This window comes from Streptomyces sp. NPDC018031, from assembly GCF_044327625.1.
GTDB lineage: Bacteria > Actinomycetota > Actinomycetes > Streptomycetales > Streptomycetaceae > Streptomyces.
The window spans coordinates 117,219-131,211 of record NZ_JBIRFT010000003.1 but is presented as its reverse complement, the minus strand read 5'-3'; the positions used below and the strand labels follow the sequence as shown (position 1 = coordinate 131,211).

General features: G+C 75.2%; 12 protein-coding genes. 2 read left to right on the top strand and 10 right to left on the bottom strand.

The genetic code is table 11. The annotated features are described in order from the left end of the window. Nucleotides 1–95 precede the first annotated feature (95 nt). The 5 genes from ACH4B3_RS10865 to ACH4B3_RS10845 all read right to left on the bottom strand — a co-directional run bounded on the left by ACH4B3_RS10865 (nucleotide 96) and on the right by ACH4B3_RS10845 (nucleotide 7,231). A complete protein-coding gene (locus tag ACH4B3_RS10865; RefSeq protein ID WP_398462459.1) occupies nucleotides 96–719 on the bottom strand; it encodes a GntR family transcriptional regulator in 624 nt (207 codons plus the stop codon). A 171-nt stretch (nucleotides 720–890) separates the two neighbouring features. Next, the gene (sucB, locus tag ACH4B3_RS10860) at nucleotides 891–2,663 is read right to left on the bottom strand and encodes a 2-oxoglutarate dehydrogenase, E2 component, dihydrolipoamide succinyltransferase (protein ID WP_398462458.1); all 1,773 of its coding nucleotides are present in this window, start codon (nucleotides 2,661–2,663) and stop codon (nucleotides 891–893) included. 89 nt (nucleotides 2,664–2,752) lie between these two features. Next, complete coding sequence (gene lpdA / locus ACH4B3_RS10855; protein WP_398462457.1) at nucleotides 2,753–4,141, bottom strand: dihydrolipoyl dehydrogenase; 1,389 nt, start codon at nucleotides 4,139–4,141, stop codon at nucleotides 2,753–2,755. Nucleotides 4,142–4,463: 322 nt separating this feature from the next. Beyond that, a complete protein-coding gene (locus ACH4B3_RS10850) occupies nucleotides 4,464–5,984 on the bottom strand; it encodes a leucyl aminopeptidase (protein ID WP_398462456.1) in 1,521 nt (506 codons plus the stop codon). Nucleotides 5,985–6,406: 422 nt separating this feature from the next. Further along, a complete protein-coding gene (locus ACH4B3_RS10845) occupies nucleotides 6,407–7,231 on the bottom strand; it encodes an adenosylcobinamide-GDP ribazoletransferase (RefSeq protein ID WP_398462455.1) in 825 nt (274 codons plus the stop codon). A gap of 172 nt (nucleotides 7,232–7,403) precedes the next feature. Here ACH4B3_RS10845 and ACH4B3_RS10840 point away from each other — a divergent pair, with 172 nt between their 5' ends. Beyond that, nucleotides 7,404–8,159, top strand: coding sequence for a hypothetical protein (locus ACH4B3_RS10840; RefSeq protein ID WP_398462454.1), 756 nt, complete (start codon nucleotides 7,404–7,406; stop codon nucleotides 8,157–8,159). A 213-nt stretch (nucleotides 8,160–8,372) separates the two neighbouring features. Here the strand turns inward: ACH4B3_RS10840 and cobT are convergent, their stop codons facing one another. Both cobT and ACH4B3_RS10830 read right to left on the bottom strand, forming a co-directional pair. Next, nucleotides 8,373–9,419, bottom strand: a complete 1,047-nt coding sequence (cobT, locus tag ACH4B3_RS10835) for a nicotinate-nucleotide--dimethylbenzimidazole phosphoribosyltransferase (RefSeq protein ID WP_398462453.1) — start codon at nucleotides 9,417–9,419, stop codon at nucleotides 8,373–8,375. 104 nt (nucleotides 9,420–9,523) lie between these two features. Beyond that, a complete protein-coding gene (locus tag ACH4B3_RS10830; RefSeq protein WP_398462452.1) occupies nucleotides 9,524–10,732 on the bottom strand; it encodes a bifunctional adenosylcobinamide kinase/adenosylcobinamide-phosphate guanylyltransferase in 1,209 nt (402 codons plus the stop codon). Between the two features lie 129 nt (nucleotides 10,733–10,861). On the opposite strand from ACH4B3_RS10830, the gene ACH4B3_RS10825 reads away from it, so the two are divergent. Continuing rightward, nucleotides 10,862–11,074 carry a hypothetical protein gene (locus ACH4B3_RS10825; RefSeq protein ID WP_398462451.1) on the top strand — a complete coding sequence of 71 codons (213 nt, stop codon included), beginning with the start codon at nucleotides 10,862–10,864 and terminating at the stop codon, nucleotides 11,072–11,074. 87 nt (nucleotides 11,075–11,161) lie between these two features. On the opposite strand, the gene ACH4B3_RS10820 is transcribed toward ACH4B3_RS10825, so the two are convergent. The 3 genes from ACH4B3_RS10820 to ACH4B3_RS10810 all read right to left on the bottom strand — a co-directional run bounded on the left by ACH4B3_RS10820 (nucleotide 11,162) and on the right by ACH4B3_RS10810 (nucleotide 13,893). After that, complete coding sequence (locus ACH4B3_RS10820; RefSeq protein ID WP_398462450.1) at nucleotides 11,162–12,271, bottom strand: S1C family serine protease; 1,110 nt, start codon at nucleotides 12,269–12,271, stop codon at nucleotides 11,162–11,164. Nucleotides 12,272–12,496: 225 nt separating this feature from the next. Next, complete coding sequence (locus ACH4B3_RS10815; protein WP_398462449.1) at nucleotides 12,497–13,210, bottom strand: class I SAM-dependent methyltransferase; 714 nt, start codon at nucleotides 13,208–13,210, stop codon at nucleotides 12,497–12,499. Nucleotides 13,211–13,296: 86 nt separating this feature from the next. Continuing rightward, nucleotides 13,297–13,893 (bottom strand): DUF3043 domain-containing protein, encoded by a 597-nt coding sequence (locus ACH4B3_RS10810; RefSeq protein ID WP_398462448.1) that lies wholly within the window; start codon nucleotides 13,891–13,893, stop codon nucleotides 13,297–13,299. Nucleotides 13,894–13,993: the final 100 nt, after the last annotated feature.

Below are 13,993 nucleotides of genomic sequence, written 5' to 3'. Positions count from 1 at the left end.
ATCAAAGCTTTCGAACGAAAAAGTCCTCCACGGGACGAAATTGGCATTCCGTGCCGCGAAATCGGGCACGGAGTGCCGGAGGGAAAGCGGAGAAATCAGGCGCGCGGCGCGCAGCCCAGCACATGCTCCTTGACCAGTTCACCGATCCGGGGGTCACGCCGCCGGAACGCCTCCACCAGCGCCTGGTGCTCCTCGGCGTAGCTCTGCTGGCGGGTACCCAGCCAGCGGATGGACAGCGCGGTGAACACCTCGATGCCCAGCGACTCCCAGGTGTGCAGCAGCACGCTGTTCCCGGCGGCCCGCACCAGCTCCCGGTGGAACGCCACGGTGTGCCGCACCTGCGCCTCCGCGTCCGCCTCGCGGTCCGCCCGGTACAGCGCCGCCACCTCGGGCTCCAGCGCGGAGACGTCCGCCGCCAGCCGCCCGGCGGCCAGCTCCGCGGCGATCTGCTCCAGACCCGCCCGCACCGGGTAGATCTCCTCCAGGTCCACCGCGGTCAGGTTCCGCACCCGTACGCCCTTGTTGGGCGCCGACTCGATCAGCCGGAGCGCCTCCAGCTCCCGCAGCGCCTCCCGGACCGGGGTCTGGCTGACCTCCAGCTCCACCGCGATCCGCCGCTCCACGATCCGCTCGCCCGGCTTCCAGCGCCCGCTGACGATCCCCTCCACGATGTGCTCGCGGATCTGTTCGCGCAGCGACTGGACGACGGGCGGGGTCATGAAGGGCTCCTCATCGGCGGCGGGCGATGCGTAGACAATACGGCGGCGCCCCCGCCCGGAAGGGGTTCCGGGCGGGGGCGCCGCTGGTGAGGCTGGTTACACACGGTACCGGGTGAGGACCGTCCGGTACCGCTCCGGTGGCCGGGCCAGGGCCCGGCCACCGGGCGCCGGTCACAGGCCGAGGTCGACCTCGAACTCGCCGGACTCCAGGATCGCCTTGACCGCGGTCAGGTAACGGGCCGCGTCGGCCCCGTCCACCAGACGGTGGTCGTAGGAGAGCGCGACGTAGGTCATGTCGCGGATGGCGATGGTCTCGCCGAGCTCCGGGTGGTTGATGACCACCGGGCGCTTGACGGTCGCACCGATGCCCAGGATGGCGACCTGGTTCGGGGGCACGATGATCGTGTCGAACAGCGCGCCGCGCGAACCGGTGTTGCTGATGGTGAAGGTCGCGCCCGCCAGGTCGTCCGGCGTGATCTTGCTGGCGCGGACCGCGGCGGCGAGCTCCGCGGTCTTCTTGGAGATACCGGCCAGGTTGAGATCGCCCGCACCCTTGATGACCGGAGTCATCAGACCCTTCTCGGAGTCCACCGCGATACCGATGTTCTCGGTGTCGAAGTAGGTGATGGTGCCCTCGTCCTCGTTGATCCGGGCGTTGACGACCGGGTGGGCCTTCAGCGCCTGGGCGGCCGCCTTGACGAAGAACGGCATCGGGGACAGCTTGACGCCCTCACGGGCGGCGAACGCGTCCTTGGCCTGGGCGCGCAGCCGCATGATCTTGGTGACGTCCACCTCGACCACGCTGGTCAGCTGGGCCTGGCCGTGCAGCGCCTTCATCATGTTGTCGCCGATGACCTTGCGCATCCGGGTCATCTTGACCGTCTGGCCACGCAGCGGCGAGACCTCGACGGCGGCGGCCTTCGGGGCCGCGGCGGCCGGAGCCGGAGCGGCGGGCCCGGCCTTGGCTGCCTTGGCCGCCTCGGCGGCGGCGATGACGTCCTGCTTGCGGATGCGGCCACCGACACCGGTGCCCTGCACCGACGCCAGGTCCACATTGGACTCGGCGGCGAGCTTGCGCACCAGCGGGGTGACGTACGCGCCCTCTCCGCCGGTGGCGGCCGGTGCCGCCGGAGCGGGAGCCGGGGCCGGGGCGGGAGCCGGAGCCGGGGCGGGAGCCGGAGCCGGTGCCGCCGGGGCGGGGGCCGGAGCAGGCGCCGGAGCCGGGGCGGGAGCAGGCGCCGGGGCGGGCGCCGGAGCGGGAGCCGGGGCCGGGGCGGCGGCGGGGGCCGGAGCCGGGGCGGGCGCGGCGGCCGGAGCGGCGCCGGCGGCACCGATCACGGCGAGCTTGGCGCCGACCTCGGCGGTCTCGTCCTCGGCGACCAGGATCTCCAGCAGGGTGCCGGAGGTCGGGGCCGGGATCTCGGTGTCGACCTTGTCGGTGGAGACCTCGAGCAGCGGCTCGTCGGCCTCGACCGACTCGCCGACCGACTTCAGCCAGCGGGTGACGGTGCCCTCGGTGACGCTCTCGCCGAGCGCCGGGAGGACCACGTCGGTGCCTTCGGCGGAACCGGCCGGGGCCGCGGCCGGAGCCTCGGCGGGGGCCGGGGCCGGGGCGGGGGCCTCGGCGGCCGGAGCGGGCTCCGGCTGGGGGGCCGGGGCGGGGGCCTCGGCGGCGGCCGGGGCCGGAGTCTCGGCCGGGGCGCCGGAACCGTCGTCGATGACGGCCAGCTCGGCGCCGACCTCCACCGTCTCGTCCTCGGCGACCTTGATGGAGGTGAGGACACCGGACGCGGGCGCCGGGATCTCGGTGTCGACCTTGTCGGTCGAGACCTCGAGCAGCGGCTCGTCGGCCTCGACACGCTCACCCTCGGCCTTGAGCCAGCGGGTGACGGTGCCCTCGGTGACGCTCTCGCCGAGCGCCGGCAGGGTTACGGAAACCGCCATGGTTTCGGTTGCTCCTAACGGATGGGTCTCCCCAGCCCCGGAACCGGTCCGGGGCGTGGGGAAGTGCGGATGTGTCGCGCCCGGGATGACTAGTCGTGGGAGTGCAGCGGCTTGCCGGCCAGCGCCAGGTGCGCCTCGCCGAGGGCCTCGTTCTGCGTCGGGTGCGCGTGGATGAGCTGCGCCACCTCGGCCGGCAGCGCCTCCCAGTTGTAGATCAGCTGCGCCTCTCCGACCTGCTCGCCCATACGGTCACCGACCATGTGGACGCCGACCACGGCTCCGTCACGGACCTGGACGAGCTTGATCTCGCCCGCCGTCTTCAGGATCTTGCTCTTGCCGTTGCCCGCGAGGTTGTACTTCAGGGCGACGACCTTGTCGGCGCCGTACAGCTCCTTGGCCTTGGCCTCGGTGATACCGACGGAGGCGACCTCCGGGTGGCAGTAGGTCACCCGCGGGACACCGTCGTAGTCGATCGGCACGGTCTTGAGACCGGCCAGCCGCTCCGCCACCAGGATGCCCTCGGCGAAGCCGACGTGCGCCAGCTGCAGGGTCGGGACGAGGTCACCGACGGCCGAGATGGTCTCCACGTTGGTCTGCATGTACTCGTCGACCAGCACGTAGCCGCGGTCCATGGCGACCCCGGCCTCCTCGTAGCCCAGGCCCTGCGAGACCGGCCCGCGGCCGACGGCCACCAGCAGGATCTCGGCCTCGAAGGTCTTGCCGTTCTCCAGCGAGACCTTCACCCCGTCGGCGGTGTACTCCACGCCCGAGAAGCGGGAACCGAGGGAGAAGTTGATGCCGCGCTTGCGGAAGGCGCGCTCCAGCAGCTTGGAGCTGTTCTCGTCCTCGACCGGGACCAGGTGCGGCAGGGCCTCGACGATGGTCACGTCGGTGCCGAAGGACTTCCAGGCGGAGGCGAACTCGACGCCGATGACGCCGCCGCCGAGGACCACCGCGGACTTCGGCACGCGGTCCAGGACCAGCGCGTGGTCCGAGGAGATGACCCGGTTGCCGTCGATCTCCAGGCCCGGCAGCGACTTCGGCACCGAACCGGTGGCCAGCAGGACGTGGCGGCCGGTGTAGCGCTGCCCGTTCACGTCGACACTGGTCGGGGAGGACAGCCGGCCCTCGCCCGTCACATAGGTGACCTTGCGGGCGGCGATCAGCCCCTGCAGGCCCTTGTAGAGGCCGGCGACGACGCCGTCCTTGTACTTGTGGACCCCCGCGATGTCGATGCCCTCGAAGGTGGTCTTCACACCGAACTCGGCGCCTTCGCGCGCCTGGTCGGCGATCTCACCGGCGTGCAGCAGAGCCTTCGTGGGGATGCAGCCGCGGTGCAGGCAGGTGCCGCCTACCTTGTCCTTCTCGATCAGGGCGACGTCCAGGCCCAGCTCGGCGCCTCGCAGCGCGGCGGCGTAACCACCACTTCCGCCGCCGAGGATCACTAGGTCGAAAACGGTGCTGGCGTCGTTCGCCACGTCACGTCCTCCATGCATGGTGCGCCGGGGCCGGTCGTCGGTGACCGGGCGGCGGCTGTTGTTCGGCCGCTGATTGCTTCGGCCCTGTTGTCGGGGCCCTGTCCTGCCGAGACAACATCTTCGCACTTGTCGGCGGGCGGCGGGACGCGGGGCCCGTTGTGTGAGACACCCGTCAGGCCCCGGAAAGGGGTTACCCGCCCGTAGCGAGCTGCGGATTCCGTCGTGGGCGAAATCGCCCCCGCGACCGGCGCCGGACGCGCGACCCCTGGGCCGGGCCGGGCCCCGGCCGCCGTCCGCGCGGCCGGTTCCCGGCTTCCGGGCGTCAGCCCAGGTCGCCGGCGGCGGTGTGCTCGGCCAGCCGGACCAGGGTGCGGACGGCGGAGCCGGTGCCGCCCTTGGGGGTGTACCCGAACGGGCCGGACTCGTTGAAGGCCGGGCCCGCGATGTCCAGGTGGGCCCAGGTGATGCCCTCGCCGATGAACTCCTTCAGGAACAGACCGGCGACCAGGCCGCCGCCCATCCGCTCACCCATGTTGGCGATGTCGGCGACCGGGGAGTCCATGCCCTTGCGCAGGTCGGCGGGGAGCGGCATCGGCCACGACGGCTCGCCCGCCTCCTCGGCGAGGTGGTGGATCGCGGCGCGGAACGCGTCGTCGTTCGCCATGATCCCGAAGGTGCGGTTGCCGAGCGCCAGCACCATGGCACCGGTCAGGGTGGCCACGTCGATGATGGCGTCCGGCTCCTCCTCCGAGGCGCGGGTCAGCGCGTCGGCGAGCACCAGCCGGCCCTCGGCGTCGGTGTTCAGCACCTCGACCGTCTTGCCGCTGTACATGGTCAGCACGTCGCCCGGACGGGTGGCGGAGCCCGACGGCATGTTCTCGGCCAGCGCCAGCCAGCCGGTGACGTTCACCCGCAGGCCGAGCCGGGCGGCGGCCACCACGGTGGCGAACACGGCGGCGGCCCCGCTCATGTCGCACTTCATCGTCTCGTTGTGGCCGGCCGGCTTGAGCGAGATGCCGCCCGAGTCGTAGGTGATGCCCTTGCCGACCAGCGCCAGGGTCTTCTCCGCCTTGGCGTGCGTGTAGGCGATCCGCACCAGCCGCGGCGGGGCCTCCGAGCCCTGGCCGACGCCGAGGATGCCGCCGTAGCCGCCCTTCTTGAGCGCCTTCTCGTCCAGCACCTCGACCTTCAGGCCGTACTCCTTGGCGGCGGCCTGGGCCTCGGCGGCGAACGCCTTCGGGTCGAGCACGTTCGGCGCGGTGTTGATCAGGTCGCGGGCCCGGTTGACCTCCTCGGCCACCACGGTGGCGCGCTCGGCCGCGGCCTTGAACGCCTTGTCCCGCGGCTTCGCGCCGAGCAGCGCGACCTCGGCCAGCGGGGCGCCGCCCGCCTTCTTCTTGTCGTCGCCGCCGCGGTGGGCGGTGAACGCGTACGCGCCCAGCAGCGCGCCCTCGGCGACCGCGGCGGCGTCGTCCGCATCCTGGACGGGCAGCGCGAAGGCGCCCTTCTTGGAACCGGCCAGCGCACGGGCGGCGGCACCGGCGGCCCGGCGCAGCGCCTCGGTACCGTATCCGCCGTCCTCGTCAGGGGCCTCGCCGAGACCGACCGCGAGCACGACCGGGGCCTTCCAGCCGGCCGGCGACGGCAGCTTGGTCACCTCACCCTCGGCGCCGGTGGCACCGAGGGTCTCCAGAACGGTCGCCAGCTTTCCGTCGAAGGCGGCGTCCACGGCCTCCGCGCCCAGGGCGACGACGGGGCCCTTCGGGCCCTTCGCCACACCCACGACGACGGCGTCCGCGCGCAGCGTCGCCGCGGAGGAAGTGCTGAGAGTCAGTGCAGTCACGGTGTTGGGGTCCCTCTTCCGGTAGTTCCTCGGCCGATGGGTGGGCCGGCCGCGCCCGGTCGGCATCGTATGCGCCGGTCGTCGGGCGGCCGGGCCCGGGCGGTGGCCGACGGCCGCCAAGCGGGCCCGTGGTCATCGCGAGCCTAACTCTCGCGGCCCGTTCCCGTGCCCCCCGTCCCCGGCGCCGTACCGCCTCCGTCCGGCCTGGATACGGGAGTTGCCCGGGGGTCGGTACCGGGGTGACACGAGGGTGCCCCGGTCACCGGTACAGGGTCCTCCCTCGCGTCCCGGCCGCCGGGACCGCCACCGGCCCCGGGTGGGTGGCCGCGGGCCCGCCCCCGCCCGGTGCGCCGGCCGCGGGCCCGGCCGGCCGGCGCACCGGGCGGACGGGGGAGGCGCCGGCCGGCAGCGGCCGGGCGGGCTCAGCCCAGTGCCAGCACCACCAGCGCGGTGCCCGCGGCGGTCTCGGCCAGCCCGCCGAACACGTCGCCGGTCACCCCGCCGAAGCGGCGGCGGCAGTGCCGCAGCAGGAGCTCCGCGGCGCCCAGCGCGGCCACCGCGGCGAGTGCGTGCCGTATCGCGCCGGAAGGCCCGAACACCGAGCCGAGGGCCGCGCAGCCGGCGGTCACCGCCACCGCGGCCAGCACCGCCGAGCGCACCGGCACCGCCCCGGCGACCGCCGCGCCCAGCCCCTCCGGCCGGGCCGCGGGCACCGTGGCCCGCGCGGCCAGGGTCAGGGCGCAGCGGGCGACCGCACCCGCCACGGCCGCCGCCACCGCTCCGTGCGCCCAGTCCTCGGCGTACAGCCCGGCGACCGCCGCGATCTGGGCGAGCAGCGCGAAGAGCAGGGTGATGACACCGAACGGCCCGATGTCGGACTGCTTCATGATGCGCAGCGCGTCCTCGGCCGGCTTGCCGCTGCCGAGCCCGTCCGCGGTGTCCGCCAAGCCGTCCAGATGGAGGCCCCGGGTCAGCGCGGCGGGCACCGCGACGGTGGCGACGGCGGCCAGCGGCGGGCCGCCGTCCAGGAGGAGCAGCAGCCCGCCGAGCGCGGCGGCGCAGGCGCCGACGAGCAGTCCGGGCAGCGGCGCGCAGAGCATCCCGGTGTGGGCCGCGGCGCGGTCCCAGCGCCGTACCCGCACCGGCAGGGCGGTGAGCGTGCCGAAGGCGAAACGCAGCCCGTCGGCGAGGGGCGCCCGGGGCGGACGCGGGGGGCGTGCGGGGGACTGCTGCGGCGTGGTGTCCATCGCGCGGCAGGCTATCGCGCAAGCTGAAGGGCCAGGGGCCGCGGTGGTCCGGCCGGCGGCGGCCGGCCGGGCGCCGTCCAGCGGCTTTCGCGGCCGGCGGGCGGGCGTCCTGGACGGGCCCCGTGCGGCGGCTCGCACGGTCGGCGGGCGTCCTGGAAGGACGGAAGGGCGAATGGCGAACTGGTGGACGGACAACATCGTGGAGCCGGGGAAGCTGCCCCTGTTCCTCGCGCTGTCGTCGTTCATCCTGACGTTCCTGATCACCCGGACCATCACCCGCCTGATCAAGGCGGGCCGGGGCCCGTTCCGGGACGTGTCTCCCGGCGGGCTGCACATCCACCACGTGGTCCCGGGGGTGGTGCTGACCGTGGTGGGCGGCTTCGGCGCGGTGGCCAGCAGTACCCACGGCTTCGGCGCGTATCTGTCGGCGGTGCTGTTCGGCGTCGGCGCCGGGCTGGTACTGGACGAGTTCGCGCTCATCCTCCACCTGCAGGACGTCTACTGGACCGAGCAGGGGCGGCAGAGCGTCGAGGCGGTGGTGCTCACCGGGTCGCTGGTGGTGCTGCTGCTGAGCGGCTTCCTGCCGTTCGGGGTGAACGACCTGTCGGAGGACGAGCAGAGTGATCGGCTGGCCCTGGCGCTGAACATGCTCCTCAACTTCGCGATCGCGCTGCTCGCGCTGGTGAAGGGCAAGTTCCGGATGGCCGTGATCGGGGTGCTGCTGCCGCCGGTGGCGATCATCGGCGCGGTGCGGCTGGCCCGGCCGGAGTCCTTCTGGGCGCGCCGCGCCTACCGCCGGCGCCCCCGGGCGCTGCACCGGGCACAGGAGCGGGCCCGGCGCCACGACGAGCGGTGGAACGCGGTGCGACGGCGGCTCCAGGACTGGGTCGGCGGGTTCCGTGAACCACCGGCCGGGTCCGGCGGCTGAGGCCCGGAGCCCGGCCCACCACGGCCCGCGGCGCCCACCGGCCGGGTCCGGCGGCTGAGGCCCGCCCCACCCGCCATGACCCGCCATGACCCGCGGTGACCCGCCCCGGCCCGGCACGGTCCGGGGTACCGCCCAGGGCGGGATCGGCCTCGGCCCCGCGGCGCCCCGGCCGGGGGCCCGGCCCGTGCGGCCGCCCGGCGCGCCCCGGACCGGTCAGTCGCGTTCCGGCAGCTCCGCGAGGAGCGCCGCGGCGGCCTGCACCAGCGGCAGGGCCAGCAGCGCCCCGGTGCCGCCGCCCACGGTGACACCGTGGTCCAGCAGCGGGTCCAGCGCCACCCGGTCCAGTGCCTTCGCCTGCGCCGGCTCCCCGCTGGCCTGCCCGGCCAGCCACCAGTCCGGGGCCCGGAAGGCGATCCGCTGCGCCACCAGGGCACAGGCCGCGGACACCACGCCGTCCAGGATCACCGGCGTCCGGCGCACCGCGCTCTGCAGCAGGAACCCGGTGATCGCGGTGAGGTCCGCGCCGCCCACCCGGGCCAGCAGCTGGAGCTGGTCGCCGAGGACCGGCCGGGCCCGCCGCAGCCCGTCCCGGATCGCCGCGCACTTGCGCATCCAGGCCAGGTCGTCGATGCCCGCGCCGCCGCGGCCGGTGACCACCGAGGCATCGGTGCCGCACAGCGCGGCGATCAGGGTGCCGGCGGCGGTGGTGCCGCCCACGCTCAGGTCTCCCAGCACCACGAGGTCGGTGCCGGCGTCGGCCTCCTCGTCGGCCACCGCCATGCCGGCCCGGAACGCCTGCTCCGCCTCCTCGGCGGTGAGCGTGTCCGCCACGTCCAGCCGCCCGGAGCCGCGCCGCACCCGGTACCGGGTGACGTCCGCGGGCAGCGACCCGGGGTCGCAGTCGAGCGACATGTCCACCACCCGCAGCGGCACCCCGAACCGCCGGGCCAGCACGCCGACCGGGCTCTCCCCCTCCAGCGCGGCCCGGACCAGGGTCACCGCGGAGCCCGCGGGGCGGCCGGAGACGCCGAGTTCGGCGATGCCGTGGTCGCCCGCGAAGAGCACCACCCGCGGCCGCTCGACCGGCTTCACCGGCACCTGCCCCTGGGCGGCGCTCAGCCATTCGCCGAGCTCGTCCAGCCGGCCCAGGGAGCCGGGGGCCACCGCCAGCCGCTCCCGCCGCTCCTCGGCGTCGCGCCGGACACTGCCGTCAGGCCGCTCGATCAGGTCGACGAAGTCATCCAGATTCAGACCGCTCATCCGCGGAACCCTACCCGTAGCCGGGCCCCGCGGAGGCTGCCGGAGGGCGGCTCCGCGGCCGGCCGGCCCGGCGGTGGCCGGGCGGCCGGTCCGGCGGCGGGGGCTCAGCCGCGCAGCGGCAGCGCCTGGCCCGCGACGACGAGCAGCACGTGCTCGCACTCGGCGGCGAACGCGGCGTTCAGCCGGCCCAGTTCGTCGCGGTAGCGCCGCCCGGAGGCGGTCGCCGGGACCACCCCGGAGCCCACCTCGTTGCTCACCGCGACGACCGTGCGCCGGGTGTCCCGCACGGCGGCCACCAGCTCGGCCGTCTTCTCCCGCAGCGCCCGCCGGCCGCTCTCCGCCCAGATCGCGTCGTCCCAGGCCCGGACCGTGTCCATGGCGTCGGTGAGCCACAGCGACAGACAGTCGACGAGCAGCGGCGGCCCGTCCTCCGCCAGCAGCGGCACCAGGTCGCAGGTCTCCACCGTCCGCCAGGAGCCGGGCCGCCGGTCCCGGTGGAGCGCGATCCGGGCGGCCCACTCCGGGTCGTCGTCGCGGGTGCCGCCGGTGGCCGCGTACAGCACCTCGGGGAACGCCTCCAGCCGCCGCTCCGCCTCCACCGACTTGCCCGACCGGGCGCCGCCGAGCACCAGGGTGCGCCGGGGCAGGTCCGGGACGAAGTGGTACTCGCCGACCGACAGCGTCGTCGCGTCCGGGACCGCCCGGGCCCCCAGGGCGGCCAGCCGGCGGTGCAGCTCCGGGCCGGGCGGGTGGGCGTGGTCCAGGTGCACGGCGACCACGTCGGTGGTCGCCGTCACCGCCCCGGCCGCCCGCAGCCGGGCCAGCGCGTCGGGACGGCCCAGCACGTCCAGCAGCACCAGGTCGTAGGGCTGGGCGCCGGCGGCGGGGTCGGCGAGCCCGGCCGGGGCGCCGGCCGGCGGCAGGTACAGCAGCCGGTCGCCGTCCGGGCCGGTCACCTCGTACCCGGTGCCCGGGGCGTCCAGCGCGACCGCCAGCACCCGGTGCCCGCTGATCAGCGACAGTTCCCGGCCGTCGGGCACCCGGCCCGGGGCGGGCAGCCCCGCCGGGTACTCGACCGCCGGTCCGTCGTGGGGGTGGGACAGCAGCACCTGCCGCACCCCGGTCAGTGAATGCCCCGCGCGGGCGGCCGCGAAGGCCGGGCCGGGGGTGAGGTCGAGCAGCAGCGCGCCGTCGACGAGTACCGCGGTCGCCGCCCGCGCCTCGTCGCCGGTGGCGGTCGCGCAGGCCGCGCAGGGACAGCCGTGACGGGGCAGTCCGGCCGGTGCCCCGGTGCCCAGGAGAGTCAGTTCCACGCCCTGATCGTCTCGCGTCGGCGCGGGACGGGCGCGCGGGGCCGCCCCGTATGGAGGGGCCCGGAGCGCCGACCGGTCGCCTAGGCTGCCGTCAGCACCATGGTGATCGGCGGATGCGAGGAGGCGGACATGGCGTGGACGTGGCGGTTCGAGCGGTCGGACGGTACGGAGACGGAGCCCGCGGTGCAGCCCGAGGAGTTCCCGACGCAGGGGGACGCCGAGTCCTGGATCGGTCAGGTCTGGAAGGAGCTCCAGGACGGCGGCGCGGACCAGGTACGGCTCTTCGAGGACGGCACCGAGGTCTACGGTCCGATGAGCCTGCACGCGGAGGGCGGGGCCTGACCCGGTGATCCGGCCCGGCGGGCGCCGATCCGGCCGCCCGGCCGGGCCGCGCCCGCCCGGGCGGCCGGGTCCCCGAGGCGGCGTCGTTCACAGCTCGCCGAGCGTGACCTCCACCGTGTCGCGCTCCCCGTCCCGCTCGTAGCCCACCGCGGCCCGGTCCCCGGGTTCGTGTGCGGCCAGCGCCTCGGACAGCGCCGTCATCGACAGCACCTCGTCGCCGTCCACCGCGACGATGGTGTCGCCCGCCTTCAGGCCCGCGTCCGCGGCCGGGCCGCCGTCGGCGACCGAGACGACCGCGACCCCGGCCGGCTGGTAGTCCTCGCCGAGCAGGGTGCGGGCGGTGATGCCCAGCGCGGCCTTGCCGGAGGCGGTGACCTCGCCCTGCTCGATGATCTGGTCGGCGATGGCGGTGACGGTGGAGGCGGGGATGGCGAAGCCGATGCCGGCGGCCGCGTCCCCCAGGTCCGGGTCGGTCGCGGCGAGCGTGGGCACCCCGATGACCTGGTTCGCCAGGTTCACCAGCGCGCCGCCGCTGTTCCCGGGGTTGATCGGCGCGGAGGTCTGCACCAGGTCGCTCATGGTGGCGCCGGTGCCGCCGCTCGCCTCGCTCTCGCTGACCGTGCGGCCCACCGCGGAGACGATGCCCTGGGTGACGCTGCTGGACAGTCCGAGCGGGCTGCCCATGGCGAGCACGATCTGGCCGACCTCCACCTTCGAGGAGTCGGCGAACACGGCGGGCCGCAGCCCCTCGGGCACCTGGTCCAGCCGGATCACGGCGAGGTCCTGCTCCGGGTAGCTGGAGACTAGGGACGCCGACCGGGTGCCCTTGCCGGTGGCCAGGGTGACCTGGAACTCGTCGGCGTCGCCGACCACGTGCGCGTTGGTGACGACATGGCCCTTGTCGTCGTAGACCACACCGGAGCCGAGGTTGTCCCCGGTGGTGATCTGCACGACCGACGGCAGCACCGCCGCCACCGTCTTCTCGTAGCCGTCCGGCAGCTCGTCGCCGCCCTGGGCCGGGGCGTGCCGCCGCCCGGACACCGACACCGAGGGGGTGGCCGCGGAGGAGGACGCCGGGCCGTCGCCGTCCCCGTCCCCGAAGCCGCACCCCGCTACCCCCGCACCGGCGAACAGTACCGCCCAGCACAGCGCGGCGACGGCGGGCAGCCGGTGCCTGCGGGCGCGAGATCCGTCCATGAGCGAAAGTGTCCCCGCGCCCCCGACCCCCGGCCATGGCTGTCGGCTGTACGGGTCACCCCGCGGACCGTGCCCGGGTGCGGCCGCGGGCCCGCCCGGCGCGGCCGAGGGCGCCGACGGGGGCGGTGACGAGGGCCGCGGAGCGGCCTTGAGGCAGTCACGGAGAGGCCGCCGGACGGTGCGCCGCGGGCGGCCCGGGCCCGGCGGGCCCGTCACCGGCCCGGGTCAGCCGCGCCGGACCCCGCACAGGTGGAGCAGGGCGGCGACGGCGCGGTAGGGGTCGGTGCGCCCGGCCCGGTCCTCGGCCGCCAGCAGCCGTGCCAGCTCCGCCGGGTCGTCCGGCGGCTGCCGCTCGTCCACGGCCCGGTCGGTGAAGAGCCGCACGCCGTACCAGGTGTCCAGCGGCGCGCCGATGCCGGTGAGCGTCGCGGACAGGTCCGCCAGCCGGTCCGCGCGTACCGGCAGCCCGGTGCGGTCGGTGTACGCGGTGGAGCCGAAGGCGGCGAGCGCCGCGTCCCAGTCCCCGGCGAGGCCGGGGCGCAGGGCGAGCGCGTCGGCGTTCCGCACCAGCAGCGACAGCAGCCCGCCGGGCGCGAGCACCCGGGCCAGCCCGGCCAGCATCGGAGCCGGCTCGGGCACGTACATCAGCACCCCGTGGCAGAGCACCACGTCGAAGGCGCCGGGCGGGAAGTGGGCTCCGGTGTCCCGGCCGTCCGCCTCGACCAGCCGCACCCGCTCCCGGATGCCGGCCGGCTCCCCGGACAGCGCGGTCCGCGCCGCGTCCAGCATGACCGGGTCCGACTCCAGGCCGGTGACCTCGTGGCCGGCCCGGGCCAGCCGCAGGGCCTGGGTCCCCTGACCCAGGCCCACGTCGAGCACGCGCAGCCGGCGCCCCACCGGGTAGTGCGCGGCGATCTGCTCGTCCAGCTGCCGTGCCACCAGCTCCTGGCGCACGGTGTCGCGCAGTCCACCGAGCCCGCCGAGCCGGCCCGGCGCCCCGCCGACGAACCCCGAAGACCGGCCGGTCAGGGCCGCTCTCCGCGCTTGACCTGCGGCTTGGGAAGCCGCAGCCGGCGCATCTGGAGGGTGCGCATCAGCGCGTAGGGCACCGCGCCGCGCAGGTTCTCGTCCGGGAACCGCTTGCGCAGCTGACGCTTGAGCTGGAACGCGATGACGACGGAGTTCACCACGATCAGTGCGATGACGAGCATCCACAGCAGCAGCACATAGGTCTGCATGGCGCCCGCCTGGATCATGCTGAGCACCAGGATGATCACCGCGAGCGGCAGGAAGAACTCGGCCACCACGAAGCGGGAGTCCACGTAGTCGCGGGCGAACCGCCGCACCGGCCCCTTGTCACGGGCCGGCAGGTAGCGCTCGTCACCGCTGGCGAGCGCCTCGCGCTGCCGGGCCAGGTCGGCCCGCCGGGCCTCCCGCTGCCGCCGGGACGCCTCCTTGCGGTTGGTGGGGGTCTGCGCCAGGCTGCGGCGCTGCGACTGGGCCTCGCTCCGCCTGGGCGTGGGGCGGCCCTTGGGCGCCTGCGGGTCACGGGGCTGCTGCGCTTGGTCCGCGGTCACCTTGGTGGGCGCGGCCTGCTCATCCTTGGAACGGCTTCGGAACACAGGAACCAAGGGTACGGGGTTCCGGGGTGTGGACCCCAGCCCCAGGGGGAACGATCCGGCAACGGCAACCGCCGTACCGGCACCCCGCGACCGGCCGCCC

What these genes read in the sequence shown, in the direction of transcription:
- ACH4B3_RS10865 (WP_398462459.1), bottom strand. Translation starts at nt 719, where the DNA reads ATGACCCCGCCCGTCGTCCAGTCGCTGCGCGAACAGATCCGCGAGCAC.
- sucB (WP_398462458.1), bottom strand. Translation starts at nt 2,663, where the DNA reads ATGGCGGTTTCCGTAACCCTGCCGGCGCTCGGCGAGAGCGTCACCGAG.
- ACH4B3_RS10845 (WP_398462455.1), bottom strand. Translation starts at nt 7,231, where the DNA reads ATGGACACCACGCCGCAGCAGTCCCCCGCACGCCCCCCGCGTCCGCCC.
- ACH4B3_RS10825 (WP_398462451.1), top strand. Translation starts at nt 10,862, where the DNA reads ATGGCGTGGACGTGGCGGTTCGAGCGGTCGGACGGTACGGAGACGGAG.
- cobT (WP_398462453.1), bottom strand. Translation starts at nt 9,419, where the DNA reads ATGAGCGGTCTGAATCTGGATGACTTCGTCGACCTGATCGAGCGGCCT.
- ACH4B3_RS10820 (WP_398462450.1), bottom strand. Translation starts at nt 12,271, where the DNA reads ATGGACGGATCTCGCGCCCGCAGGCACCGGCTGCCCGCCGTCGCCGCG.
- ACH4B3_RS10840 (WP_398462454.1), top strand. Translation starts at nt 7,404, where the DNA reads ATGGCGAACTGGTGGACGGACAACATCGTGGAGCCGGGGAAGCTGCCC.